Below are 25253 nucleotides of genomic sequence, written 5' to 3'. Positions count from 1 at the left end.
AACCGGTAAAAAAGAACAGATTGGCGCTGCAGCTTCATGTGCTTTGCAGCGCCAGTCCGCCCTGATCGATCGGGCATGCTAGTCAGCCGGCCTTGCGTCAGGCCGACGGCGTCTTGCTGTCCACATGTGGGCTCTATTGTCCGAGGATCAAGTCGAGAAGCGTGGTCCGTCGCGTGCCCTGCTCGCCGCCGACATCGCCTGGAGGAACCGGCCCCGAAGACCCGGTCACATCTCCGGCGGGAACAGGCCCTGACGGATACTCTTCTGCATAGACGGGGTCGCCAGAATAGCGCTCCTCGCCGCCGCCCTGCAGCACGTCGGAGATGATTGTGCCGATCGTCGCAGGCTCCTCGGCGGGTGCCGGTTCGAAGTAATCGCCACCCGGCAATGGGGCGGGCGCAAGGCCCTGATGGGCTGCCGTCATGAAGTCATGCCAGGCCTTCGCCGGAAGCCCGCCGCCGGTCACCTTCTTCATCGACTGACCATCATCATTGCCGAACCAGATGCCGGTCGTCAGATTGCTCGTATAACCCACGAACAGCGCATCACGGAATGACTGCGTCGTTCCCGTCTTGCCCGCGGCCTCCCAGCCGGAAAGCTGTGCCTTCTTGCCCGTGCCATGGTCGATGACATCGCGCATCATCGCATTCATCGCCGCAATCACGCCGTCGTTAAGCACCTTCGGCGGCTCGAGATAATTGTTCTCGTAGAGCAGCGACCCATCGGCCTTCGAGATCCGGCGCACGATGTGTGGCGTTGCCTTGTAACCGCCGTTCATGAAGGGCGCGTAAGCCGCCGTCAGTTCGAGCAGCGATACTTCCGAGGTGCCGAGCGCGATCGAGGCATTGTTCTGCAGCTCCGACTCGATGCCCATCCGGTGCGCCACCTTGATCACCTGATCCGGACCGACTTCCATGACCAGCTGGGCGGCAATCGTGTTCAGCGATTCGGCCAGCGCCTGTGTCGCGGTCACTTGGCCACGATACTTCTGATCGTAATTCTCAGGCGTCCAGGAACCGATCCGGATCGGCGCATCGTTACGCACCGATGTCGGACGCAGCCCGTTTTCGACGGCAGCCGCATAGACGAAGGGCTTGAAGGCCGATCCCGGCTGGCGCTTGGCCTTCACCGCACGGTTGAACTGGCTTTCCGCATAGTCGCGCCCGCCCACCAGCGCACGGATCGCGCCCGTACCGTCGATGGAGACAAGGGCTGCCTGCGAGGCGTTGACCTTTTCGCCCTCAGCCGAAAGCGATTCAGTCAGCGCCGCCTCGGCCTTCTTTTCGAGCGTCATGTCGATGGTCGTCTCGACCACGATATCCTCGGTCACCTTGCCGATCAGCATGGTGACTTCATCACGCACGAGATCGGCGACATATTGGCCCGCACCACTCCAGTAGCGCTTCGCCTTGGTCGGTGGCTGCGACATGGCCGTCTTGATCTCATCGGCGGTGATGTAGCCCTCTTCCAGCATGGCCTGCAGCACGACCTGTGCCCGCGCCTCGGCCGCTTCCGGATCGCGCGCCGGTGACAGGCGCGAGGGCGCTTTCAGAAGCCCGGCCAGAAGCGCCGCCTCGCCGAGGTTCACGTCGCGCGCGGACTTGTTGAAATAGCGCCGCGCGGCGGCCTCCACGCCATAGGCGTTGGAGCCGAAGAACACCCGGTTCAGATACATCGCCATGATCTGATCTTTGGTGTATTTCTGCTCCAGCCAGAAGGCGAGCAGCACTTCCTGCACCTTGCGTTCGATGGTGCGCTCAGGCGAGAGGAAGAGGTTCTTCGCCAGCTGCTGGGTGAGCGTCGAACCACCTTGTACAGCGCGGCCGCTCGTCACATTGGTCAGGATCGCGCGTGCCAGACCCAGCGGGTCGACGCCGAAATGCGAGTAGAAACGCCGGTCCTCGATCGCCATCACCGCCTGTGGAATGAATGGCGACATCTCCTCGAGCGGCAGGGCTTCCCCGCCGGTTGCCCCGCGATTGGCAATGACGGTGCCCTCGACGGAGACGATCTTCATGTTCGGTGGGCGCTCTGGGATCGACCAGCTGCTGGCACTCGGCATTTGCGAGCCGTAATAGGCGACCAGCCCGACGACGCCGATGCCGCACCAGATCGACAGTACGAAACCCCAATAGATCAGCCGCCCCAGGCCGAAGCCGCCGCCGCTACTGCTTTTGGCCTTGCGGCCTCTCTCATTGCTGGACTTCCCGCGTTTCGCGGTCGGTTTGGTCTTCTTGGCGCCCGAACGAACCTGCCGTCCGCCAATGACGCGGTCATCCGCGTCGAGCCGAAAATCCTCGTCTTCGCGCTCTTCGTCGAAGCTCGGCTCAATGCGGTCACGGGATTTGCCTCGGCTCACCATTGCGGTGATCTTGCTCCAGATGTTCGCTGTGCGATGCTTGCAGCCCGCACGAAAATTGCTTCAAGAAATCTCGGTTGATCACGCCGACGCCCGGATGAATGATCGCGCAATTGCACAGTAAATGCGGCGATTTAAGGGGTGGTTAAAGCCCCGTAAACAAGCCTTGAACGTGCCGTGAGTTTATTGGCAGAGATCGGCCCACTCGCCATCGACCAAGGCGATCATTCGCTCCGGCGCGATCTTCACCGCAGCATTGGTCGCGCCACCCGCTGGCACCACTTCGTCGAAGGCCTTGAGCGACAGGTCGCCATAGACCTTGAGCGGGGAGGGCAGGCCGAAGGGGCAGACACCACCGACAGGATGGCTCGTTGCCTCGACCACCGCTTCGGCATCGAGCATGCGCGGCTTGACGCCGAAACGGTCCTTGAACTTGCGATTGTCGAGCCGCTTCGTGCCGGCCGTGACCACCAGCACGACGTCCTCGCCGATCCTCAGGCAGATCGTCTTGGCGATCTGGTCCGGCTCCACGCCATGTGCCTCGGCTGCAAGCGCCACGGTCGCGGAGCTTGCCTCGGTGACGATGACGGAGACGTCGGGTGCTTTTTCCCGGAAGAACTGTCGGACGGATTCGAGGCTCATGGGAGAAGTCTAACCGGAGCGCTCAAGGCTTTTCAAGCGCACGCATCTTGAAAGCCGGATCGAGCATCCCCATCTCTAGATCACCAGACGATAGAGCGTTTGCAGAGATCCTGTTTCAGGAACTTCGAAACGCTTAACCGGTTGTTAAGCATCCAGAGCGATCATCAAGATCCGGGATGCGGTTCACGAAGGTGGGCAACATCCGAGACATCGAATGGCACGTTTCCGTCCCTGACCACGGATGTACTGGCAGGCAAGCGTAGAAGCGTAAAGGAAAGGCCGGTTTTTGACCGGCCTTTTTGCTTTTCTGGCCTTAGCCGTTGGCGAGTGCGTCGAGGATACGGATCCACGAGCGAATGCCCTTGTGGAACGAGTTGAGGTCATACTTCTCGTTCGGCGAATGGATGCGGTCATCGGTCAGGCCAAAGCCGACCAGCAGCGAATCCATGCCCAGCATCTTCTGAAAATCGCCAACGATCGGGATCGAGCCGCCCATGCCGATGATCACGGCCGGCTTCGGCCATTCATCCGACAGCGCGTTCTTTGCCTTGGTCAGCTCCGGCGAATCATAGGAGAGCTGGATCGCCGGCGAGCCGCCGTGCTCGTGGAATTCCACCTTGCAGTCTGCCGGAATGCGGGCCTGAACGAAGGCGCGGAAGCTCTCGCGCACCTTGGACGGATCCTGCGTGCCGACGAGGCGGAAGGAGATCTTCGCCGAGGCCTTGGCCGCAATCACGGTCTTGAAGCCCTCGCCGGTATAGCCGCCGATGATGCCGTTCACTTCCGCCGTCGGACGCGCCCAGGTGAGTTCCAGCACGGAACGGCCCTTCTCACCAGCGGGGACCGACAGGCCCACCTCGCCGAGGAAGCTCTCCGCCGTGCGCCCCAGGCTCTCCCAGGAGGCCTTGATATTGGCCGGCGTCTCCTCGACACCATCGTAGAAGCCGGGAAGGGTGACCGCGCCCGTCTCGTCATGCAGGTCGGCCAGGATCTTGGTCAGGATATGAACCGGATTGGCAGCCGCACCGCCGAAAAGACCGGAATGCAGGTCGCGGTCGGCCGCGATGATGGTGACTTCTTCGCCGACGAGGCCGCGCAGTGCGGCAGCAATCGCCGGCGTCTCGCGATCCCACATGCTGGTATCGCAGACCAGGGCAAAGTCTGCCTTCAGCTCATCGGCGTTGGCAGCGAGGAAGGGCTTCAGCGATGGCGACCCGGATTCTTCTTCGCCCTCGAACAGGATGGTGATCTTGACGGGTAGCGAACCCTTCACCGCTTTGTAGGCGCGGCAGGCTTCAACGAAGGTCAGCAGCTGGCCCTTGTCGTCGGACGTGCCGCGACCGGTGATGACCTTGCGGCCATCCTTCTCCTTGATCGCAGGTGCAAAGGGATCGTCTTCCCAGAGATCGAGCGGATCGACCGGCTGCACGTCGTAATGGCCGTAGAAGAGCACGTGCGGTGCGTCGGCCTGATCAGCTGCGTGATGGGCAACCACCATCGGATGGCCGGGCGTGTCTCGCAGCGAGGCCTCGAAGCCGAGCTCGGTGAGCGCCGAGACCAGCCACTCGCCGGCCTTGCGGCAATCAGCCTTGTAGGCCGGATCCGTCGAGATCGACGGAATGCGCACGAGATCGAACAGGCGCTCGAGGCTCTGCGGCAGGGCCTCGTCGGCCTTGGCGAGGATGGGGGAGAGATCGGTCATGGTCATGTCCTGCAAATTTGAAAGTGGGGCGGACGATAGACCAAACCTCCTGACGTTTCGAGGCGTCGGGACCGCGAATTTTTCTCAATGCCGGATCGATTTCCGTTCACAGCTTGCGCGCATTGGCGATCGCCCAGCGGATATATTCTTTCAGCAATTCCTTCTCGAAACGCCGAAACCCCTGAAAGACCGCCTGTTCCGCCTCTTCGGCCGCGGCCAGCGCTTCCTCGCGCATGTCCCGCGCTTTGTCGGTCAGGAAGATCTGCTGCGCCCTTTTGTCTCTCGGGTGCGCACGACGCTCGATCAGCCCGTCGCGCTCCATGCGGGCAAGCGTATTGGCGATCGTCGCCTGCTCCACGTCGACCCGGTCTAGCAGCTGCCTTTGGGTCAGCCCCTCTTCCTCCCACAGTTCGATCAGGATCGGAAACTGCCCGGGCGAGAAGCCGAGCTTTGCGGCTCGCGTCTGCAGCGCTCGCGTGAATCCACGCGCCAGCTGGCTCGCCAGCCAGGTGGCCGACTCGGAGCGGTCGGGGATCGTACGGTCATGGGCCATGGCACTCGACACGTCGTCGTGGTTCGTCGTTACGGAATGATCGCATGCGATCCATTTCCGAGGCTGACTAATTTTGGGTTTTCAGATGAGGGGACGGAAGCCGTCGTGGCTAAGGGCGGGGACTGCCACGACGGCTCCGAAATATGGGGACAAAGGCCCGGAGAGGGGGATAAGGCCTTTGCCCGAGTCTGAAGCGGCGGGGGACGAGCCTCTTTCAGACTACGGCGTGATCAGGCGCCGATGACTGAGATTTGTGGCTTGGAATGTGGTTTTTCAAGGGAAAGCGAGATTACAAATCGGTAAGCTTTTCGTGATGATTAGGTGTGATCCGACGAACAGATCCCGTCGTCTGAGCCGCGTGATTTTGCATGCCGGACAGCAAACCGTCATGGACGTTTCAGCCGCCCCGCGCTATCCATGCCGACATGAAAAAAGGCGATCATCTCTTCCTCGTCGACGGCTCGGGTTTCATCTTCCGCGCCTTCCACGCCATCCCGGCCCTCAACCGCAAGTCGGACGGTCTGCCCGTCAATGCGGTTTCAGGTTTCTGCAACATGCTGTGGAAGCTCCTGCGCGACGCCCGCAACACCGATGTCGGGGTGACGCCGACCCATCTGGCCGTCATCTTTGACTATTCGTCGACGACCTTCCGCAAGGAAATCTACCCACTCTACAAGGCGAACCGTTCGGCCCCGCCGGAAGATCTCATTCCGCAGTTTGGCCTGATCCGCCATGCCACGCGCGCCTTCAACCTGCCCTGCATCGAGACGGAAGGTTTCGAGGCCGACGACATCATCGCCACCTATGCCCGCCAGGCGGAAGCAACCGGTGCCGATGTCACGATCGTCTCCTCCGACAAGGACCTGATGCAGCTCGTTACGGCGAATGTGCACATGTACGACGCGATGAAGGACAAGCAGATTGGCATTCCCGACGTCATCGAGAAATGGGGTGTGCCGCCGGAAAAGATGATCGATCTGCAGGCGATGACCGGCGATTCGACCGACAACGTGCCCGGCATCCCCGGCATCGGCCCGAAGACCGCAGCCCAGCTTCTCGAAGAATTCGGCGATCTCGAAACGCTGCTCGCCCGCGCCGGCGAGATCAAGCAGGTCAAGCGCCGCGAAAACATCGTCGCCAATGCCGAGCTCGCCCGGCTCTCCCGTAAGCTCGTCGAACTGCGCACCGACGTGCCGATCGACATGAAGCTCGAGGAGCTGGTGCTGGAGCCGCAGAACGGGCCGAAACTGATCGGCTTCCTCAAGGCGATGGAATTCACCACACTGACGCGGCGCGTCGCCGAAGTCTGCGATTGTGATGCAGGTGCCATTGACGCGGCCGTTGTTCCGGTCGAATGGGGAGATGCTGCCCGTGGCCCCGATCTTGATGCCGGCGACGTTCCCGCATCGTCTGCGCCGACCTCGGCGCCTGCCGCCGCAGCCTCCTCTGATCCGGCAGCCAGCCCCGACGGCAAGACACCCGCCGATCTCGTCGCAAGCCGCGCCAACGCATTCGCCGGCAAGCCGATCGACACGAGCACTTACGTGACGATCCGCGACATCGAGACCCTCGAACTCTGGATCGCCGCGGCCCGGGAAACCGGCCTCGTCGCCTTCGACACCGAGACCACCTCGCTCGATCCCATGCAGGCCGAACTCGTCGGCGTCTCGCTCGCCATCCAGGACAATGTGCTCTCGCCCGGCTCGACCGATATCCGCGCGGCCTATATCCCGCTCACCCACAAGACCGGTATCGGCGATCTGCTCGGCGGCGGTCATGCCGATGGCCAGATCCCGATGAAGGAGGCGCTCGCGGCATTGAAGGGTCTGCTCGAAGACCCCTCCGTGCTCAAGGTCGCGCAGAACCTGAAATACGACTACCTGGTGATGAAGCGCCATGGCGTGACGCTCCAGTCCTTCGACGATACCATGCTGATGTCCTACGTGCTCGACGCCGGCAAGGGCAATCACGGCATGGACGGCCTGTCGGAGAAGTGGCTCGGCCATACCCCGATCGCCTACAAGGATGTCGCCGGCTCCGGCAAATCCTCCATCACCTTCGACCTCGTCGACATCGATCGGGCCACGGCCTACGCCGCCGAAGATGCCGACGTGACGCTGCGTCTCTGGCTGGTGCTGAAACCCCGCCTGGCCGCCGAAGGTCTGACCCGCATCTACGAGCGTCTGGAGCGCCCGCTGGTGCCGGTGCTGGCCCACATGGAAGAGCGCGGCATCACCGTCGACCGCCAGATCCTCTCGCGTCTCTCAGGCGAACTCGCCCAGAAGGCCGCCGCCACCGAGGACGAGGTTTACGAACTCGCCGGCGAGCGCTTCAACATCGGCTCGCCGAAACAGCTCGGCGATATCCTCTTCGGCCGCATGGGCCTGCCCGGCGGCTCCAAGACCAAGACCGGCCAGTGGTCCACCTCGGCCCAGGTTCTGGAAGACCTCGCCGCCGAAGGCGCGCCGCTGCCGCGCAAGATCGTCGACTGGCGCCAGCTCACCAAGCTGAAGTCCACCTATACCGACGCGCTTCCCGGATACATCCATCCGCAGACCAAACGCGTCCACACCGGCTATTCGCTCGCCTCGACGACAACAGGTCGCCTGTCATCTTCAGAGCCGAACCTGCAGAACATCCCGGTCCGCACCGCCGAAGGCCGCAAGATCCGCACGGCCTTCATCTCGACGCCGGGCCACAAGCTCCTCTCGGCCGACTACAGCCAGATCGAACTGCGTGTCCTCGCCCATGTCGCCGACATTCCGCAACTGCGCCAGGCCTTCGCCGATGGCATCGACATTCACGCGATGACCGCGTCCGAAATGTTCGGCGTGCCGGTCGAAGGCATGCCGTCGGAAGTCCGCCGCCGTGCCAAGGCAATCAACTTCGGCATCATCTACGGCATCTCCGCCTTCGGCCTCGCCAATCAGCTGAGCATCGAGCGTTCGGAAGCCGGCGACTACATCAAGAAGTATTTCGAGCGCTTCCCCGGCATCAAGGACTACATGGAGAGCACCAAGGCCTTCGCCCGCGAGCACGGTTATGTGGAAACCATCTTCGGCCGGCGCGCCCACTACCCGGAGATCAAGTCCTCCAACCCCTCGATGCGCGCATTCAATGAACGCGCTGCGATCAACGCCCCGATCCAGGGCTCGGCCGCCGATGTCATTCGTCGTGCCATGATCCAGATCGAACCAGCACTCGTGGCGGCCGGCCTGTCGGAACGCTGCCGCATGCTGCTGCAGGTGCATGACGAACTGATCTTCGAGGTCGAGGACGAAGCGGTCGATGCCGCCATGCCCGTGATCGTCGACATCATGGAAAATGCCGCCATGCCGGCCGTGTCCATGCGCGTGCCGCTCAAGGTCGACGCCCGCGCCGCCCACAATTGGGACGAGGCGCACTGAGAATTCCCGGCCTGGCCGGAACCACAACAACGGGGCGCAAACAGCCCCACAGGAGTATGAGATTTGGCTTTCACCACCATTAACGGCAATGTCGTCCATTACGAACTGATCGGCGAGGCGAAAGCCAAGAACCTGATCGTCTTCTCCAATGGCCTCGGCACCGACTTCCGCATCTGGCTGCCGCTCTTCGATGAACTCGGCGACGACGTCTCGGTGCTGTTCTACGATAGCCGCGGCCACGGCCTGTCCGGCGGTGCCGACAAGCCCTTCGGCATGGCCGATCTGGTCTCGGATCTCGCGACCCTCTGCGACGAACTCGGCATCCGCAAGGCCACCTTCTGCGGCCTCTCCGTCGGCGGCCTCGTCTGCCAGGGTCTGTGGCACGAGCGGCCGGATCTGTTCCGCAAGCTCATCCTCTGCGACACGGCTCCCCGGATCGGATCTGCCGAAATCTGGGCCGAGCGCATCGCCGGAATCGAGAAGGGCGGCTTGGACAGTGCTGCCGACAACGCCATGGCGCGCTGGTTCACGCCGGCCTTCCACGAAGACCGCGCGGATGAACTCGCCGGCTATCGCCTGATGATGACGCGCCAGTCTCTCTCCGGCTATCTCTCGACCTGTGCGGCCCTGCGCGACACGGATTTCTCCGACGTCCTTCCGACAGTGACCGTGCCCACGCTCTTCGTCGTCGGCGACCAGGACGGCTCCACGCCGCCAGCAACAGTCGAGGCCGGCTCGCAACTCGTGCCCGGCGCCCGCTTCGAGGTGATCGACGATTGCGCCCATATCCCGTCGGTCGAACAGCCGGAAGCGCTCGCCGAACTGATCCAGGGCTTCATGCGCAAGCAGGCGAACTGAGAACAGTCACTGAAAATGCAGAAGCCGCCTCATGGGCGGCTTCTTTCATTTCGGAGAGGGTAGTTTGCGCTCAATGCGCGCCGGACATGTCGCCCAGCACTTCCTTCGAAGCCACCGTCGAATCCGCATTCAGCTTGTAGACCATGGGAACGCCGGTCGCGAGGTTGACGCTGAGGATCTGCTCCTTGGTCAGCTTGTCGAGAACCATCACCAGCGAGCGCAGCGAATTGCCGTGGGCAGCCACCAGCACCTTCTCGCCGCGCAACACGCGCGGCAGGATTTCGGTCATGTAATAGGGCCAGACGCGCGCACCTGTGTCGCGCAGGCTTTCGCCACCCGGCGGCGGGATGTCGTAGGAACGGCGCCAGATATGCACCTGCTCCTCACCCCACTTGGCGCGGGCATCGTCCTTGTTGAGACCCGAGAGATCACCGTAATCGCGCTCGTTCAGCGCCTCGTCCTTGATTGTCTCAAGACCGGTCTGGCCGACGTTTTCGAGGATGATGTTGCAGGTTTTTTGCGCACGGGTGAGGACGGACGTGAACGCGATATCGAACTTGATGCCGTAATCGGCAAGCGCCTTGCCGCCGGCATTGGCTTCCTGCACGCCGAGATCGGTGAGATCCGGGTCACGCCAGCCGGTAAACAGGTTCTTCAGGTTCCAGTCGCTCTGGCCATGGCGCACGAGCACGAGTGTACCGGTCATCGACAATTCCTCTCTTGACGATCAGGGGGTGGAGTTGAGCCCGAGCACGTCGAGCATGGTATAGCGGCCGGGCTTCTTGTCCCGGGCCCAGGTGGCGGCCTTCAGCGCACCACGAGCAAAGAGCGAACGGTCGGTCGCGCTGTGAGACAGGGTGACCATTTCGCCTTCGCTGGCAAACAGCACGGAGTGCTCGCCGATCACGGAGCCGCCGCGCAGCGTGGCAAAGCCGATCGAGCCTTCCTCGCGCGGTCCGGTATGACCGTCGCGCACGCGGACGGAATTTTCCGCAAGCGAAATTCCACGACCTTCTGCCGCTGCTTCGCCAAGCAGCAGCGCCGTGCCGGAGGGTGCGTCGACCTTGTGCTTGTGGTGCATTTCGAGCACTTCGATATCCCAGCCGGCGGCATCGAGCGCGCGCGCTGCCTGCTTGATCAGAACCGAGAGCAGGTTGACGCCGAGGCTCATGTTACCGGATTTGACGACCCGCGCATGCCGGGCGGCAGCATCGATCTTATCCTCATGTTCCGGCAAGCAGCCGGTGGTGCCGATCACATGCACGATGCGCGCCTGCGCTGCGAGGGAGGCGAATTCGACGGTCGAAGCCGGTGTGGTAAAATCGATGACGCCATCCGCATGCACGAAAGCCGCCAGCGGATCGTCTGTCACTGTAACGCCGAGCTTTGGCACGCCAGCCAGTTCGCCGGCATCCTGTCCGACAACGGCAGAGCCCGCCCGTTCGACCGCCGCATGCAGCACCACGCCCTCTGTCTCGCTGATCAGTTTGATCAGCGTCTTGCCCATGCGACCGGCGGCACCGACGACGACGAGCTTCATGGGCGTATCCATGCGGGTCTATTCCTGAATGCTGAGCGGGCCGTTGGGCGCGGCCTGGAGGTTGTTGAGTCGAGCGTAAAGACCGCCCGGCTGCTGTGCAAGGCTCTGATGCGTGCCTTCCTCGGCCACTTCGCCCGCCTGCATGACGATGATCTTGTCGGCATTGACGACGGTCGACAGGCGGTGCGCGATGACGATGACGGTGCGTCCGGCCATTGCAGCGTCCAGCGCCTGCTGCACGGCGGCTTCCGATTCCGTGTCGAGCGCGGAGGTCGCCTCGTCGAGCAGCAGGATCGGCGCATTGCGCACCAGAGCGCGCGCAATCGAGAGCCGCTGCCGCTGACCACCGGAGAGCGTCACACCGTTTTCGCCGACGGGCGTATCATAGCCCTGCGGTTGGGCAAGAATGAAATCATGCGCATTGGCCAGACGCGCTGCATCCTCGATCTCGGTATCGTTCGCCTCGGGGCGGCCATAGCGGATGTTGTCGCGGATCGAGCCTTCGAAGAGATAAGGCTGCTGCGAGACATAGGCGAGGTGCTGGCGGAGCGACGACTTCGTCACGTCGGCAATGTTCTGCCCGTCGATCAGGATTTCGCCGCTGGCCGGATCGTAGAAGCGCGGAACGAGCGTGATGACGGTAGACTTGCCAGCGCCGGAAGGACCCACCAGAGCCGTCGTCTTGCCACCCTCGGCCGTGAAGTTCAGCTTGCGCAGCACAGGCGGGTTGGCGCCATAGGCAAAGGTCACGTCACGGAATTCGATCCGGGCATCCGTCACCGAAAGCGCTGCCGCACCCGGCTTGTCGCGCTGGTGCGGCTGGGTGTCGAGGATTTCGTAGATCATGCGCGCGTTGACGGCAGCACGTTCCATCTGCACCTGCAGGCGCGCGAGCCGCTTGGCAGGCTCATAGGCGAGCAGAAGCGCCGTGACGAAGGAGAAGAAGGCGCCGGGAAGCACGCCGCCATAAATCGCCTGATAGGCGGCATAGGCCATGACGCCGGCAATCGAGAAGCCGGCCACCGTTTCCGTCATCGGACCGTTGCGTTCGCTCAACTGGGCAATCTTGTTGGCACGCCATTCGGCCTGGTCGATCGTCGACTGGATCCGCTCCTGCAGCTGGGCCTCCATGGTGAAGGCCTTGACGATGGCGATACCCTGGACGGTTTCCTGGACTGCGCCAAGAACGTGGGAATTGAGGATGATGCTTTCTTTGGTCGCGCTGCGCAGCCGTCTCGAGAGATACCGCAGCCCGATCAGAAGCGGCGGCGCCACCGTAAAGACGATCAGCGTCAGAACCAGATCCTGGAACAGCATGACCCCGATCAGGGCGACAAGCGTAACCAGATCGCGGGCAAGCGAGGTCACGGTGAGGTTCAGGACATCCCGAACCCCGTTGATGTTCTCATTGATCTGAGCGGCCAGCCTCGCGGAGCGCGCTTCGCTAAAATAGCCGACGGAGAGCGACATCAGATGGCCAAACAGTCGGCGCTGATAGCGCGCAACGATGTTGTTGCCGATCTTCGACAGCGTCACGGCCTGTCCGTAGCCGGCAAAGCCGCGGATGACGAAAGCGGCAAAGATCGATCCGCAGATGATCCACACGAGGTCGGCCCGCCGATTGGCAAACGCCTCGTTGATCACTGCCTCCATGATCCAGGCGGTGAAAGCCGTGGTCGCCGCGACTGTCAGCAGGCAGACGATCGCAAAGGCATAGCCTTTGACGTGTTCGCGTCCGTTTTCCGCGATCACGCGCTTGAGGATGGCGGAGACGCTTTCGATGTCCGTCTTGCGGCTTTCGGTGTTCCTGGCGTCCAAGAAGAAATGTCCTGTGCGATTGCTCTTTCACGCCCGCGCAGGCGCCGCCGCTCTATAGCCAGTCGCGGCGCCTTTGGCCATAGGCGGGCGGTTTCGACGCTTAGCGCCAGTGCCGCCCCTCGGTCGCCAGACCGAAGTCAGCCGGTGAGGTTGCAAAGGCGGCAAGCCCATGCAGGGCCGCCTGCGGATGGGTGACGACGAAGGTCGGGATGCCGTGCATCAGGGCCTGGTGCGGCGCCTTGTCCTCGAAGGCGGCGCGGAATTCGCCACTCTGCAGCGCCGGCAGGATTTTCGGCGAAATGCCGCCTGCCAGGAACACGCCACCCTTTGCCATGAAGATCAGCGCGAGATCGCCGGCCAACCGGCCGAGATAGGTTGCAAACAGGCTGAGCGCTTCGCCCGCCCTTGCATCTGCGCCAGAGATACCCGCGGCCGATACTTCGGCGGGCTCGTCATAACGCGGGGTCAGATTGCCATCCGCCTTGCAGAGCGCACGGTAGATGTTCATCAGCCCGCGTCCGGACAGAAGCTCCTCGGCGGAAATGCGCCCGAGGGCGGCATTCGGATCGCGCACCGGTGTCAAATGCGGCCAGATCTGGTGATCGCGGGCAGTCCGTGGACCAACATCCACATGCCCGCCTTCGCCCGGAACCGGAAACCACATGTCCCGCGCTCTGACGAGGCCGGCAACACCGAGACCCGTACCTGGACCAAGCACGACGCGTGAACCGAGCGGCGCCTCGCTGATCGAGCCAAGGTTCTGCCGGTCGCTGGCTTCCAGTGTCGCGGCCGCCAGCGCCTGGGCCTCGAAGTCATTGAGCAGCAGAACTTCGGCAAAGCCGAGATCAGCCATCAGGACCTTGGGACGAACCACCCAGGGACAATTGGTGAGTGGCACCTCGTCGCCCTTGATCGGCCCGGCCAGCGCCAGGATCAGCGAGCGCGGCTTATGGCTCGTCGTCTCCAGAACGCAGGTGCGGATCGCATCGTCGATCGTGGCGAAATCCTTGTTCACCACATTGGGGAAGCTGATCCGCTCGCCGCTTTCGTCGATCAGGATCGAGAAGCGGGCATTGGTGCCGCCGATGTCGCCGATCAGGATCGGGAAGGGGAGTTGGTCGTCGCGATGTGTCTGGGCCATGGTCTGTCCGGTCTTGGGCCCCGCTGCCTCAGGCAGTCAGGGTCTGCATCAGGATGTCGGCGGTTGCGAGGTTCAGCGCCATCGGAATGTCGTACACGGTCGCAAGCCGCATCAATGCCTTGACATCCACATCATGGGGCATGGGAGTCAAGGGGTCGACGAAGAAGACCAGCATGTCCACTTCTCCGGTCGAGATCAGTGCGCCGATCTGCTGGTCGCCGCCAAGAGGCCCGCTCTTCAACCGTGTGACGTCGAGCTCGGGAACCGCGTCCTTGATCCGACCGCCCGTCGTACCGGTCGCCACGATCCGCCAGTTCATCAGCTTGGCCTGATGACGACTGGCAAATTCCGCCATATCGTCCTTCTTCTGGTCATGCGCGATCAGGGCGATGCAACGGGTGCGGCTCACGACAGGTCCCCAGCTCATTTAAATCGATTTGATAAACCCATCTAGCGCAGCCTGCCGGACTTGAAAAGACGTCCAGCGGTCGATGGTTCACCAGCCCGAGGGACGCGCGGCGGGCACGGGAACGACTGCTGGCAATTCGAAGGCTTGGCCCGCTGCCGCTTGCGGCGCGACAAAGGCCGAGGCAGTGCTATCAGGCATTGAACCGCCGCCCGCCTGATAGGTCGCTTCCATCTCGCTCGATGGCCCCCGAGCGTCCAGGACCATGGCGCAGGCCTTCGGCAGGTCGGAAACCTGCATGGCTCTCGGCTTCGGAGCCGGCTTGGCGTTCGGGTCTTTCTTCGGCGCCGCCCAGGGCTCCTGGGTGAACCACCAGGCCAGCGACTTGTCGCAGCCATCGCCGGGCGGCACGGCCGCCTGCGGCTTGCAGCCGCTAGCGCCGTCGGGGCAGCGCATGCGAATATGGAAATGCGCGTCATGGCCATAGATCGGCCGGATCTTGCCCAGCACCGAGCGGTCGCCGGTCCAGGTGTCGCAGAGCTTCTTCTTGATCGCCGGATTGACGAAGATGCGCTCCACCTGAGGATAACTTGCCGCCTGCACGACGACCTGCGCATGGGTGTTCGTCCAGAGACGCCGGTCCACGGTCAGGAACTTGTCCTTCTGCAGCATTGAGGTGAAAGGCATATCCTCGCGCTGCTGCGCTGAAAGCGGGTTCGCCGGCTTCGGCGTGAACCAGATATCGGCATCCAGCCCGATCTGGTGCGAAGCATGGCCCGACAGCATCGGCCCGCCGCGCGGCTGCGAAATGTCGCCGATCAGAATGCCGGATCCCCAACCGAGCTGCACGGCATCCCGAGAGAAGCGCTCGAGCAGCGCAATCATCTGCGGATGACCCCAGCGACGGTTGCGCGAAAGCCGCATCGCCTGCCATGTCGGGCCATCGGTCGGGATAGCAACCGCACCGGCGATACAGCCCTTGGCATAGGATCCATAGGGCGAGGGCGCGGCCTTCGCCGGCAAAGCCATACCGCCGAAAAGCTCCTTTGCCGGCCGCCCCTCGGCCAGCGCCGTATCGCTGATGACGCTCGCAAAAGCCGCCGCAAGCATCAAGGCGGTGGCGATCGGGCGGGTGCCCCAGGTCTTTTTCATCGTCTGTTTGTCCCCGGTCTGTCCGGATTCCCCTCGGCGCGGTGCCGGGTGAATCACCTGTCAGTCTAGCCTGAAACGGAAATGGGGTGAATCTGCGGAGGCGCTCACGCTCACTTCTCTGTCAGTCGTCTGTATTTTGCCTCCATTTGTCCTATTCTGCTTCGCAACCACGGAAAAGAATAAGGGGATCTTGGGTGATGAGTTTGAGGAACAAGCGCGTTGCAATTTGGGGTGTCATTGCCAGTCTGGGGCTGGCCCCCATGATGGCCTCCACTATCGCCCAAGCGCAGGAACCCGCGGAGCCATTCCGCCACGGCGTTTCAATTCTCGGCGACGTCAAGTATCCGCCCGGCTTTGCCCGGTTCGATTACGTGAACCCCGAGGCGCCCAAGGGCGGCACCTTGCGTATGTCCTCGACCGGAACCTTCGATACGTTCAATCCCGTGCTCGACAGGGGTGAGGCAGCCCCCGGCCTTGCCAACGTCTTCGATACGCTCCTCAAGGACACCAGCGACGAGATCTCCACCGGTTACGGGCTTCTCGCCGAAGGCGTCTCCTTCCCGGCAGATATCTCCAGCGCCACGTTCCGGCTCCGGGCCGAAGCGCGCTTTGCCGATGGCGAGCCGGTGAAGCCTGAGGATGTCATCTTCAGCTTCGAAAAGCTGAAGGAGCTGAACCCGCTCTACATGAGCTACTACAGCCATGTGATCTCCGCCGAAAAGACCGGCGACCACGATATCACCTTTCGCTTCGATCAGAAGAACAACCGCGAACTGCCGATGATCCTCGGCCAGTTCCCAGTCGTCGCCAAACATTGGTGGGAAGCAAACGGCGCCGACGGCAAGCCGCGCGACATTTCGCGGACTACGCTTGAGCCGGTCATGGGCTCCGGACCCTACAAGATCGCCGAGTTCAAGGCCGGCGCCACGATCCGCTACGAGCTGCGCGACGACTATTGGGGCAAGGATCTCAACGTCAACGTCGGCTACAACAACTTCCGCAATGTCACCTACACGATGTTCGGCGACCGCGACGTCGAGTTCGAGGCCTTCCGCTCCGGCAACACCGATTTCTGGCAGGAGACACGTGCCGCCCGCAGGGCAACCGGTTTCGACTTCCCTGCTGCCCAGGATGGCCGCATCAAGAAGGAAGAATACGAGAATCCGTACCGGGCGACAGGCGTCATGCAGGCGCTGGTGCCGAACATGCGGCGCGACATGTTCAAGGACCAGAGGGTCCGGAAGGCGTTGAATTATGCCCTCGACTTCGAGGAGCTGAACCGCACCGTCTTCTACAATGCCTATTTCCGCGTCAGTAGTTTTTTCAGCGGAACGGAGCTTGCGTCCAGCGGCCTGCCCCAAGGCCAGGAACTGGAGCTCCTGACAGCCCTCAAGGACAAGGTTCCGGCCTCTGTCTTTGATACGCCCTACGCCAACCCCGTCGGCGGTTCTCCGCAGGCCTCGCGCGACAATCTGCGCAAGGCAGTCGAGCTCTTCAAGCAGGCAGGCTATGAGCTCCGTGGCAATGCCATGGTCGATTCGCAGACTGGGCAGCCCTTCCGCTTCGAACTCCTGCTGTCCAATCCCCAGCTTGAGGTCGTGGCGGTTCCCTATCAGCAGCAATTACGCAAGATCGGTGTGGAAATGGCCGTGCGCACGGTCGATCCCTCGCAATACACCAATCGAACCCGCACGTTCGACTACGATATGACCTGGACCGTCTGGGCCCAGACGCTCAACCCCGGAAACGAGCAGCGCGACTACTGGGGATCGACATCGGTGAACCGCGAAGGCTCCCAGAACTATGCGGGCATTTCCGATCCGGCCGTCGATGCCCTGATCGAAAAGATCATCTTCCCCGCCGACCGCGATGAACAGATCGCGGCTACCAAAGCCATGGACCGCGTGCTTCTGTCCCGTGACTACGTCATCCCGCTCTACTACGGTGGCACGGCCCGCTATGCCTTCTGGAACAAGTTCGAGCACCCGGCCGAACTGCCGACCTACAGCACTGGCTTCCCCTCGATCTGGTGGGCGAAAAGCCCGTGACCCGCCTCGGGGCTTGCGCCGGGAGCGTGAGACTCTAGGAATGTAGGGGGCGAATCGCTGGACAACGGAGCGGCTGATATTGGCGGACGAAACGAGCTTGGACATCATGGTGAGACCCGACCCTGAAGCGGGACGTCGCGCATGACCGCCTATATTCTCCGGCGTCTGCTGCTGATGATACCCACAATGATCGGCATCATGGGCATCTCCTTCATCGTCATCCAGTTCGCCCCCGGTGGCCCGGTCGAACAGGTCATCGCGCAGTTGAGCGGCCAGGGCGATAGCGCCGACGCTCGTCTGTCTGGCGGCGGCGATATGCTGAACCAGTCGGCCGGAACGGAGGAGGGCGGCTCCCGTTACCGCGGCGCCCAGGGCCTTGATCCGGAACTGATCGCCAAACTCGAAAAGCAGTTCGGCTTCGACAAGCCGCCGCTCGAGCGCTTTCTCGAAATGATGTGGAATTACATTCGCTTCGATTTCGGCGAGAGCTTCTTCCGCAACACCTCCGTCATTGATCTCATCATCGAGAAGATGCCGGTGTCGATCTCGCTCGGCCTCTGGGTGCTCTTGATCTCCTATGCGATATCCATCCCGCTTGGGATCAGGAAGGCCGTCTCCGACGGCTCACGTTTCGATGTATGGACGTCAGGCGTCATCGTCATCGGTTATGCCGTCCCGGGCTTCCTCTTTGGCATCCTGCTGATCGTCCTTTTCGCCGGTGGCTCGTTCTTCGACTGGTTCCCGCTTCGGGGTCTCACCTCCGACAATTTCGCCGAACTCTCCTGGTGGGAGAAGATCATCGACTACTTCTGGCACCTTGCTTTGCCGCTGACCGCACTCCTGCTCTCGGCCTTTGCAACAACGACACTGCTCACCAAGAACTCCTTCATCGACGAGATCAAGAAGCAGTATGTCGTCACCGCCCGCGCCAAGGGTCTCGGCGAACGCCAGGTGCTCTATGGCCATGTCTTCCGCAACGCCATGCTGATCGTCATCGCAGGGATCCCTGCAGCCTTCATCTCCGCCTTCTTCACCGGCTCGCTTTTGATCGAGAACATCTTCTCGCTGGATGGCCTCGGCCGCCTCGGCTATCTCGCGGTCGTCAACCGCGACTACCCGATCGTCTTTGCCACGCTCTACATCTTTTCGCTGATGGGCCTCGTCGTCGGCCTGATCTCCGACCTGATCTACACATGGATCGATCCGCGCATCGATTTCGACCGGAGGGATGTCTGATGTCCGCCGTCGAAACCGCCTCCATCACGCCGCCGAAAAAGACCTGGCTCAAGCCTACCAACGCTCGCCGCCTTGAAAACTTCAAGGCGAACCGCCGTGGCTTCTGGTCCTTCTGGATCTTCATGGTCCTGTTCGTATTGAGCATGTTTGCCGAGTTCATTGCCAATGACCGGCCAATCATCGCCTCCTACAAGGGCGAGATCCTCTTTCCCGTGGTCGTCGATTATCCGGAAGAAAAATTCGGCGGCTTCCTCGCTGTCACGGACTATCGGTCGCCGTTCATCTCCGACGAGATCAACGCCAACGGCTGGATGGTCTGGCCGCCGATCCGCTATTCCTACCGCACTGTGAATTCCGAGGTGCCGCATTCGGCACCAACCGCGCCCTTCTGGCTGATGGACAAGGAGACCCGCTGCGCCGCCTATCCGCTGAAGGCGGAAGACCCGAACTGCGTGCTCGGCAACATGAACTGGCTCGGCACAGACGACCAGGCGCGCGACGTCATGGCCCGGATGATCTACGGCTTCCGCATCTCGATCCTCTTCGGTCTCGCGCTGACGCTCGCCTCTGCCGCGATCGGGGTGACGGCCGGTGCCGTGCAGGGTTATTTCGGCGGCTGGACCGATCTTCTGATGCAGCGCTTCATCGAGATCTGGTCCTCGATGCCGGTCCTCTACATCCTGTTGATCATCGCCGCCATCCTGCCGCCCGGCTTCTTCGTCCTGCTCGGCATCATGCTGCTCTTCTCCTGGGTCGGCTTCGTCGGCATCGTCCGCGCCGAGTTCCTGCGCGCGCGAAACTTCGAATATGTAAATGCGGCCCGCGCCCTCGGTGTCGGTAATTGGACGATCATGTTCCGCCATCTGCTGCCGAACGCCATGGTCGCGACCTTGACCTTCCTGCCCTTCATCCTCTCGGGCTCGATCACGACGCTCACCTCGCTCGACTTCCTCGGCTTCGGCATGCCCCCCGGCTCGCCCTCGCTCGGCGAACTCATCGCTCAAGGCAAACGTAACCTCCAGGCCCCCTGGCTCGGCCTCACTGCCTTCTTCACCATGTCGATCATGCTCTCCCTGCTGATCTTTGTCGGCGAAGCCGTGCGCGATGCGTTTGATCCAAGGAAGACCTTCCGATGAGCGAACATATGAAGCCCCTGCTCTCCGTGCGCGATCTCTCCGTCGCCTTCCATCAGGGCGGGCGGGAGAGCCTGGCGGTCGACCGCGTCTCCTTCGACATCGGCCGTGGTGAGATCGTCGCTTTGGTCGGCGAATCCGGCTCGGGCAAGTCCGTCTCCGCCGCGTCGATCCTGAAGCTCCTGCCTTATCCGTCCGCGAGCCACCCCTCGGGTGAGATCCTCTTCGACGGCCGCGACCTGATGACGGCGAGCGAGCCCGAGCTCCGCGCGGTGCGCGGCAACGACATCACGATGATCTTCCAGGAGCCGATGACCTCGCTCAATCCGCTCCACACGATCGAGCGGCAGATCGGCGAGATATTAGGGCTTCACCAGGGTCTCGAAGGCGCTCCAGCGCGTACCCGAGTGCTCGAACTGCTGCATCAGGTCGGCATCCGCGAGCCGGAAAAGCGGCTGACAGCTTTTCCGCACGAGCTCTCCGGCGGCCAGCGCCAGCGTGTGATGATTGCCATGGCGCTTGCCAACCGTCCCAAGCTCCTGATTGCCGACGAGCCGACGACCGCGCTCGACGTCACCGTTCAGGCCCAGATCCTCGATCTTCTTGGTCGCCTGAAGTCCGAGCATGGCATGTCGATGCTGTTCATCACCCACGATCTCGGCATTGTCCGCAAGTTTGCCGATCGCGTCTGCGTCATGACCAAGGGCGAGATCGTTGAGGCGGGCGCGGTCGAAGAGATTTTCGAGCGCCCGCAGCATCCCTATACGAAGAAGCTGCTCGCCTCCGAGCCGCGCGGCGAACCGCCGTTGCTGGACGAGACAAAGCCCATTGTCATGCAGGGCGAAGACATCCGCGTATGGTTCCCGATCAAGGCAGGCTTCCTCCGTCGCACCGTCGATCACGTGAAGGCGGTCGACGGCGTGGATCTGACGCTCAGAGCCGGCCAGACACTCGGCGTCGTCGGCGAATCCGGCTCGGGCAAGACGACACTTGGCCTCGCGCTTTCGCGCCTCATCTCGTCGAAGGGCCGCATCAGCTTCATCGGCAAGGACATCCACGCCTTCTCCTACAGCGAGATGCGCCCCTTGCGCGATCGCCTGCAGATCGTCTTCCAGGATCCCTTCGGTTCGCTCAGTCCCCGCATGTCGGTGGGCGAGATCATCGCCGAAGGACTGAAGGTCCACGAAAAACAGCTCACGGCGGAAGAGCGCGACAGCCGCGTTGCCTGGGCGCTCGAAGAAGTCGGCCTCGATCCCGCCACCCGCTGGCGCTACCCGCATGAATTCTCCGGCGGACAGCGCCAGCGCATCGCAATTGCCCGTGCCATGGTTCTGAAACCCCGTCTCGTCATGCTCGACGAACCGACGTCCGCCCTCGACATGACGGTCCAGGCTCAGGTCGTCGATCTCCTGCGCGACCTGCAAGCTAAGCACGACCTCGCCTATCTCTTCATCAGCCATGATCTCAAGGTGGTGAAGGCTCTCGCCAACGAGCTGATCGTCATGCGCGGCGGCAAGGTCGTCGAAAAGGGTCCTGCAGCAGAAGTCTTTGCCGCCCCGAAGGCCGATTACACCCGCGCCCTCATGGCCGCAGCCTTCAATCTGGAAGCCGTCGAGGCCGGCGGCATCCGTCAATAATGTGAGTTCCCCATGTCCGACAAACGCCCTGTTGTCATCGACCTTCGTTTCGCGCGCGAAAGCGTGGTCTCCGCCCTCCACTCCGCCTTCAAGGATCGACCTGTCATCGACATGGGCGATCCGGCGAATGCTGACCGCGGCCTCTCGGATGCCGAATTCGCTGTCGTCTGGAAGCCGGACCCGGCATTGTTCCAGCGGGCGTCTGGCTTGAAGGCCATCTTCTCCGGCGGCGCGGGCGTCGATCACATCCTCTCGGCCTATGAACTGCCGGACCTCCCCATCGTCCGATTCGTCGATCGCAGCCTGACGGATCGCATGAGCGAATGGGTCGTATGGCAATGCCTTCACCACCTGCGCAACGGCTCCGCCTACGCCGGCCAGCAGCGGGATCGCGTCTGGCACGAGATCGCCGATCAGCCCGAAGCCCGCGATGTAACCGTCGGCGTCATGGGCCTCGGCGTACTCGGTGCAGACGCCGTCCGCAGGCTCAAGGTCATGGGTTTCGATGTCATCGGCTGGTCGCGTCGACCGAAGGCAATTGAGGGTGTCGAAACCTTCGATGCCACAAGCCTCGACGCCTTCCTCGACCGAGCCGACGTCTTGGTCGGCCTCCTCCCGCTGACGGACGACACGCGCGGCATCTATGATCGTGCGCTCTTCTCCAAGCTCCGCCGCGGCGGCGCCTTGGGTGGTCCGATCTTTCTCAATGCAGGTCGCGGAGGCAGTCAGAAGGAAGCCGAGCTGGTCGAGTGCCTCACCGACGGAACACTGAAGGCAGCATCCCTCGATGTTTTCGAAAAGGAGCCGCTCGCCGCCGATAGCCCACTCTGGTCGATGCCCAATGTGATTGTCACGCCCCACGCAGCAGCGGCGTCGGATGTTCGGGCACTCTTTCGCCATGTGGAAGCGCAGATCGCCCGTCTGGAAGCCGGCAATTCGCTGGAATTCGTTGTCGACCGCACATCCGGCTACTGAGCAACGGCCGAATTCGCGGAACAAACCGCGATAGCCCCCGTTTGTCCTGATGAAAGGCGCCTTGAGCGCCTCGGAACAATGGGAGCATCACCATGAGCAACAGAACCGATATGCCCGACACGACCGATCGTCGGACCCGTGGCCTGAAGCCTGAGCCCATGACCCCGGTCGAGGCCCGCCAGGGCTTCCGCGGCAAGCCCGTACTGATCGTCCTTCTTGGCGGCCTGATCCTCGCCATGCTGGTCTGGATCCCCGCTGAATGGTGGGGCAATTCGATTGCGCCTGATAACCCGGCCAATGAATCACAGCAGACCGCTCCCGCTCCATCTCCGAGCGGCACGGCCAGCGAAGGCCAGAACATGCCGCAGTCTAACCCGACCCCGGGCCAGTAATCGCAACCTGTCCGATGAGTGCACCTCGCTCACTGGACAATCCGAAATCGATTGCCGATAACTGCTGCGGAAGCGACCGAAGATTCCGGTCGCTCGCCGCAGCGACTGCTGCGGGTGGGAAGGCAGTGGATTATGACCAAGACAGATATCGCGACCAGGGTCTACAATCACACCTGGAAGCTCGATCCGATCATCCGCAGCCTCATCGACACTGACTTCTACAAGCTCTTGATGCTCCAGATGATCTGGAAGCTCTATCCCGAAGTCAACGCAACCTTCACGCTGATCAACCGCACGACCTCGGTTCGTCTCGCCGATGAGATCGACGAGCAGGAGCTGCGCGATCAGCTCGATCATGTCCGTTCACTGCGTTTGACCAAGAAGGAAATGATCTGGCTTGCGGGTAACACCTTTTATGGCCGGGCCCAGATCTTCGAACCGGAATTCCTCGCCTGGCTCGGCAATCTCCAGCTTCCCGAATACGAGTTGGCCAAGCGCGACGGCCAATATGAGCTGACCTTCCATGGCAGCTGGATGGAGACGACGCTCTGGGAAATCCCGGCACTTGCCATCATCAACGAGCTGCGCTCGCGCGCTGCCATGCGCACCCTCGGCTATTTCACACTCGACGTGCTCTATGCGCGCGCCAAGGCCAAGATGTGGTCCAAGGTCGAGCGCCTGCGTGAACTTCCTGGCCTGCGCATTTCCGATTTCGGCACCCGCCGCCGCCACAGCTTCCTCTGGCAGCGCTGGTGCGTCGATGCCCTGAAGGAAGGCATCGGTCCGGCCTTCACGGGCACCAGCAATGTCCTGCTGGCCATGGATTCCGATCTCGAAGCGGTCGGTACGAATGCTCACGAACTGCCTATGGTCGTTGCGGCACTTGCCAAGAGTGACGAACAGTTGGCGGCAGCACCCTATCAGGTCCTGAAAGACTGGAACCGTCTCTACGGCGGCAACCTTCTGATCGTTCTTCCCGATGCTTATGGCACCACATCCTTCCTCGAACACGCTCCGGAATGGGTGGCAGACTGGACCGGCTTCCGCCCAGACAGCGCGCCGCCGATCGAGGGTGGTGAGAAGATCATCGACTGGTGGAAGAAAATGGGGCGCGATCCGCGCAAGAAGCTGCTGATCTTCTCCGATGGCCTCGATGTCGATGCGATCATCGACACTTACCGACATTTCGCCGGTCGCGTGCGCATGTCCTTTGGCTGGGGCACCAATCTCACCAATGATTTCGCCGGCTGCGCGCCCGTGGAAATCGCCGGTCTGAAGCCGATTTCCATCGTCTGCAAGGTGTCGGAAGCCAACGGCCGCCCGGCCGTTAAGCTCTCGGACAATCCGCGCAAGGCAACCGGAGATCCGGCAGAGGTCGAGCGTTATCTCCGCTTCTTCGGGTCCAAGGACCGCGTGGAACAAGCCGTCCTCGTCTGACCATTTCCCTCTGATGCTTTAGCAGTCTTGCATCCGCCGCCTTCGCCATGCAGTCTGATCGCTGCGGGAGGGAGCCCGCGATCTGCAAGGGAGGAATGCCGGATGGACATGCAAGGCAGCGAGCGCATCGAGGCGCCGGTCGAGACCGTATGGCAGGCGCTCAACGACCCCGAGATCCTGCGTCAATCGATCCCCGGCTGCGAAAGCCTGGAAAAGAGCTCGGACACCCACATGACTGCCAAAGTTGTCCTCAAGATCGGGCCGATCAAGGCAAAGTTCGAAGGTGCTGTCGAACTGCAGAACCTCAACCCGCCGCATTCCTACACCATCGCCGGTGAGGGCAAGGGTGGCCTTGCAGGCTTTGCCAAGGGCGGTGCCGACGTCACGCTCGCGTCCGAAGAGGACGGTGCCACTCTGCTGACCTATACGGTGAGAGCCGAAGTCGGCGGCAAGATCGCTCAGCTCGGAAGCCGCCTGATCGAATCGACCTCGAAGAAACTGGCCGGCGAATTCTTCTCGAACTTCAGCGCCGCCGTCACGGCCGGTGACGTGAAGGCGGAAGCTTGACCGCACGTCGGCAATACGGTGAAAGCCCTGCGCAAGGAAAGATCATCATCGTGGAACCAGCCGAGATGATTCGGCCTTAAGGGGACATGACGATGAACGAAGGACCTGATCAGTATTTCGAGCAGCAGGACATGGCAGTCAAGCTGATGCTTCTCGAGAACAAATCCGATGAACTGACGGATATCCTGGTGGAAGCGCTGCAGGATGCGCTGAAGCTCCTCGAAGAAGAACTCGCGACCGTTCACTGACC

The 25253-nt window shown here is 62.2% G+C and carries 21 protein-coding genes; 11 read left to right on the top strand and 10 right to left on the bottom strand.

Annotation, left to right across the window (positions count from 1 at the left end):
• Positions 1 to 133 precede the first annotated feature (133 nt).
• From AC02Y0_RS17940 to AC02Y0_RS17925, 4 genes are all read right to left on the bottom strand, one after another.
• Positions 134 to 2362: a transglycosylase domain-containing protein gene (locus AC02Y0_RS17940; protein ID WP_476380183.1), complete on the bottom strand. Its 2229-nt coding sequence runs from the start codon at positions 2360 to 2362 to the stop codon at positions 134 to 136.
• 180 nt (positions 2363 to 2542) lie between these two features.
• Entirely contained in the window at positions 2543 to 3001 is a 459-nt protein-coding gene (locus tag AC02Y0_RS17935) for a YbaK/EbsC family protein (protein WP_476380182.1), read from the bottom strand.
• Positions 3002 to 3314: 313 nt separating this feature from the next.
• A complete protein-coding gene (locus tag AC02Y0_RS17930) occupies positions 3315 to 4703 on the bottom strand; it encodes a dipeptidase (protein ID WP_476380181.1) in 1389 nt (462 codons plus the stop codon).
• Between the two features lie 106 nt (positions 4704 to 4809).
• Positions 4810 to 5256: a MarR family winged helix-turn-helix transcriptional regulator gene (locus AC02Y0_RS17925; protein WP_102020580.1), complete on the bottom strand. Its 447-nt coding sequence runs from the start codon at positions 5254 to 5256 to the stop codon at positions 4810 to 4812.
• Between the two features lie 368 nt (positions 5257 to 5624).
• On the opposite strand from AC02Y0_RS17925, the gene polA reads away from it, so the two are divergent.
• Together polA and pcaD are read left to right on the top strand one after the other, a co-directional pair.
• Positions 5625 to 8663, top strand: coding sequence for a DNA polymerase I (polA, locus tag AC02Y0_RS17920; protein WP_476380180.1), 3039 nt, complete (start codon positions 5625 to 5627; stop codon positions 8661 to 8663).
• A 63-nt stretch (positions 8664 to 8726) separates the two neighbouring features.
• Positions 8727 to 9521 carry a 3-oxoadipate enol-lactonase gene (gene pcaD, locus AC02Y0_RS17915; protein ID WP_476380179.1) on the top strand — a complete coding sequence of 265 codons (795 nt, stop codon included), beginning with the start codon at positions 8727 to 8729 and terminating at the stop codon, positions 9519 to 9521.
• A gap of 70 nt (positions 9522 to 9591) precedes the next feature.
• On the opposite strand, the gene AC02Y0_RS17910 is transcribed toward pcaD, so the two are convergent.
• The 6 genes from AC02Y0_RS17910 to mepA form a co-directional block, all read right to left on the bottom strand.
• Positions 9592 to 10227, bottom strand: coding sequence for a 2,3-bisphosphoglycerate-dependent phosphoglycerate mutase (locus AC02Y0_RS17910; RefSeq protein WP_476380178.1), 636 nt, complete (start codon positions 10225 to 10227; stop codon positions 9592 to 9594).
• Between the two features lie 21 nt (positions 10228 to 10248).
• Positions 10249 to 11073 carry a 4-hydroxy-tetrahydrodipicolinate reductase gene (gene dapB / locus AC02Y0_RS17905; RefSeq protein ID WP_476380177.1) on the bottom strand — a complete coding sequence of 275 codons (825 nt, stop codon included), beginning with the start codon at positions 11071 to 11073 and terminating at the stop codon, positions 10249 to 10251.
• 6 nt (positions 11074 to 11079) lie between these two features.
• Positions 11080 to 12879: an ABC transporter ATP-binding protein gene (locus AC02Y0_RS17900; protein WP_476380176.1), complete on the bottom strand. Its 1800-nt coding sequence runs from the start codon at positions 12877 to 12879 to the stop codon at positions 11080 to 11082.
• Between the two features lie 100 nt (positions 12880 to 12979).
• Positions 12980 to 14020, bottom strand: coding sequence for a glucokinase (locus AC02Y0_RS17895; RefSeq protein ID WP_476380175.1), 1041 nt, complete (start codon positions 14018 to 14020; stop codon positions 12980 to 12982).
• A gap of 28 nt (positions 14021 to 14048) precedes the next feature.
• Positions 14049 to 14447 carry a methylglyoxal synthase gene (locus AC02Y0_RS17890; RefSeq protein ID WP_476380174.1) on the bottom strand — a complete coding sequence of 133 codons (399 nt, stop codon included), beginning with the start codon at positions 14445 to 14447 and terminating at the stop codon, positions 14049 to 14051.
• 69 nt (positions 14448 to 14516) lie between these two features.
• A complete protein-coding gene (gene mepA / locus AC02Y0_RS17885; RefSeq protein WP_476380173.1) occupies positions 14517 to 15578 on the bottom strand; it encodes a penicillin-insensitive murein endopeptidase in 1062 nt (353 codons plus the stop codon).
• Positions 15579 to 15838: 260 nt separating this feature from the next.
• Here mepA and AC02Y0_RS17880 point away from each other — a divergent pair, with 260 nt between their 5' ends.
• The 9 genes from AC02Y0_RS17880 to AC02Y0_RS17840 all read left to right on the top strand — a co-directional run bounded on the left by AC02Y0_RS17880 (position 15839) and on the right by AC02Y0_RS17840 (position 25251).
• Positions 15839 to 17626: an extracellular solute-binding protein gene (locus AC02Y0_RS17880; protein ID WP_476380172.1), complete on the top strand. Its 1788-nt coding sequence runs from the start codon at positions 15839 to 15841 to the stop codon at positions 17624 to 17626.
• A gap of 141 nt (positions 17627 to 17767) precedes the next feature.
• Positions 17768 to 18862: a microcin C ABC transporter permease YejB gene (locus AC02Y0_RS17875; protein ID WP_476380171.1), complete on the top strand. Its 1095-nt coding sequence runs from the start codon at positions 17768 to 17770 to the stop codon at positions 18860 to 18862.
• Positions 18862 to 19998 carry an ABC transporter permease gene (locus tag AC02Y0_RS17870; protein WP_476380170.1) on the top strand — a complete coding sequence of 379 codons (1137 nt, stop codon included), beginning with the start codon at positions 18862 to 18864 and terminating at the stop codon, positions 19996 to 19998. The genes AC02Y0_RS17875 and AC02Y0_RS17870 overlap by 1 nt, the downstream gene beginning before the upstream one ends.
• Entirely contained in the window at positions 19995 to 21632 is a 1638-nt protein-coding gene (locus AC02Y0_RS17865) for an ABC transporter ATP-binding protein (protein WP_476380169.1), read from the top strand. Before AC02Y0_RS17870 ends, AC02Y0_RS17865 begins: the two co-directional genes overlap by 4 nt.
• Before the next feature lie 12 nt (positions 21633 to 21644).
• Positions 21645 to 22607, top strand: coding sequence for a 2-hydroxyacid dehydrogenase (locus AC02Y0_RS17860; protein ID WP_476380168.1), 963 nt, complete (start codon positions 21645 to 21647; stop codon positions 22605 to 22607).
• Positions 22608 to 22699: 92 nt separating this feature from the next.
• Positions 22700 to 22999, top strand: coding sequence for a hypothetical protein (locus AC02Y0_RS17855; protein WP_476380167.1), 300 nt, complete (start codon positions 22700 to 22702; stop codon positions 22997 to 22999).
• Between the two features lie 132 nt (positions 23000 to 23131).
• Positions 23132 to 24436 carry a nicotinate phosphoribosyltransferase gene (gene pncB, locus AC02Y0_RS17850; RefSeq protein WP_476380166.1) on the top strand — a complete coding sequence of 435 codons (1305 nt, stop codon included), beginning with the start codon at positions 23132 to 23134 and terminating at the stop codon, positions 24434 to 24436.
• A 102-nt stretch (positions 24437 to 24538) separates the two neighbouring features.
• Complete coding sequence (locus tag AC02Y0_RS17845) at positions 24539 to 25003, top strand: CoxG family protein (RefSeq protein ID WP_476380165.1); 465 nt, start codon at positions 24539 to 24541, stop codon at positions 25001 to 25003.
• Positions 25004 to 25095: 92 nt separating this feature from the next.
• A complete protein-coding gene (locus AC02Y0_RS17840) occupies positions 25096 to 25251 on the top strand; it encodes a hypothetical protein (RefSeq protein ID WP_167494934.1) in 156 nt (51 codons plus the stop codon).
• Positions 25252 to 25253: the final 2 nt, after the last annotated feature.

It is taken from the genome of Allorhizobium sp. nf9_anc, from assembly GCF_056323085.1.
The sequence above is the reverse complement of the archived record's forward strand: the minus strand, read 5'-3'. Positions and strand labels throughout refer to the sequence as shown.

Coding starts and splice junctions, on each gene's coding strand:
- AC02Y0_RS17940 (WP_476380183.1), bottom strand. CDS start 2,362: ATGGTGAGCCGAGGCAAATCCCGTGACCGCATTGAGCCGAGCTTCGAC.
- AC02Y0_RS17935 (WP_476380182.1), bottom strand. CDS start 3,001: ATGAGCCTCGAATCCGTCCGACAGTTCTTCCGGGAAAAAGCACCCGAC.
- AC02Y0_RS17930 (WP_476380181.1), bottom strand. CDS start 4,703: ATGACCGATCTCTCCCCCATCCTCGCCAAGGCCGACGAGGCCCTGCCG.
- AC02Y0_RS17925 (WP_102020580.1), bottom strand. CDS start 5,256: ATGGCCCATGACCGTACGATCCCCGACCGCTCCGAGTCGGCCACCTGG.
- polA (WP_476380180.1), top strand. CDS start 5,625: ATGCCGGACAGCAAACCGTCATGGACGTTTCAGCCGCCCCGCGCTATC.
- AC02Y0_RS17910 (WP_476380178.1), bottom strand. CDS start 10,227: ATGACCGGTACACTCGTGCTCGTGCGCCATGGCCAGAGCGACTGGAAC.
- dapB (WP_476380177.1), bottom strand. CDS start 11,073: ATGGATACGCCCATGAAGCTCGTCGTCGTCGGTGCCGCCGGTCGCATG.
- AC02Y0_RS17895 (WP_476380175.1), bottom strand. CDS start 14,020: ATGGCCCAGACACATCGCGACGACCAACTCCCCTTCCCGATCCTGATC.
- AC02Y0_RS17890 (WP_476380174.1), bottom strand. CDS start 14,447: ATGAGCTGGGGACCTGTCGTGAGCCGCACCCGTTGCATCGCCCTGATC.
- mepA (WP_476380173.1), bottom strand. CDS start 15,578: ATGAAAAAGACCTGGGGCACCCGCCCGATCGCCACCGCCTTGATGCTT.
- AC02Y0_RS17880 (WP_476380172.1), top strand. CDS start 15,839: ATGATGGCCTCCACTATCGCCCAAGCGCAGGAACCCGCGGAGCCATTC.
- AC02Y0_RS17875 (WP_476380171.1), top strand. CDS start 17,768: ATGACCGCCTATATTCTCCGGCGTCTGCTGCTGATGATACCCACAATG.
- AC02Y0_RS17870 (WP_476380170.1), top strand. CDS start 18,862: ATGTCCGCCGTCGAAACCGCCTCCATCACGCCGCCGAAAAAGACCTGG.
- AC02Y0_RS17865 (WP_476380169.1), top strand. CDS start 19,995: ATGAGCGAACATATGAAGCCCCTGCTCTCCGTGCGCGATCTCTCCGTC.
- AC02Y0_RS17860 (WP_476380168.1), top strand. CDS start 21,645: ATGTCCGACAAACGCCCTGTTGTCATCGACCTTCGTTTCGCGCGCGAA.
- AC02Y0_RS17855 (WP_476380167.1), top strand. CDS start 22,700: ATGAGCAACAGAACCGATATGCCCGACACGACCGATCGTCGGACCCGT.
- pncB (WP_476380166.1), top strand. CDS start 23,132: ATGACCAAGACAGATATCGCGACCAGGGTCTACAATCACACCTGGAAG.
- AC02Y0_RS17845 (WP_476380165.1), top strand. CDS start 24,539: ATGGACATGCAAGGCAGCGAGCGCATCGAGGCGCCGGTCGAGACCGTA.
- AC02Y0_RS17840 (WP_167494934.1), top strand. CDS start 25,096: ATGAACGAAGGACCTGATCAGTATTTCGAGCAGCAGGACATGGCAGTC.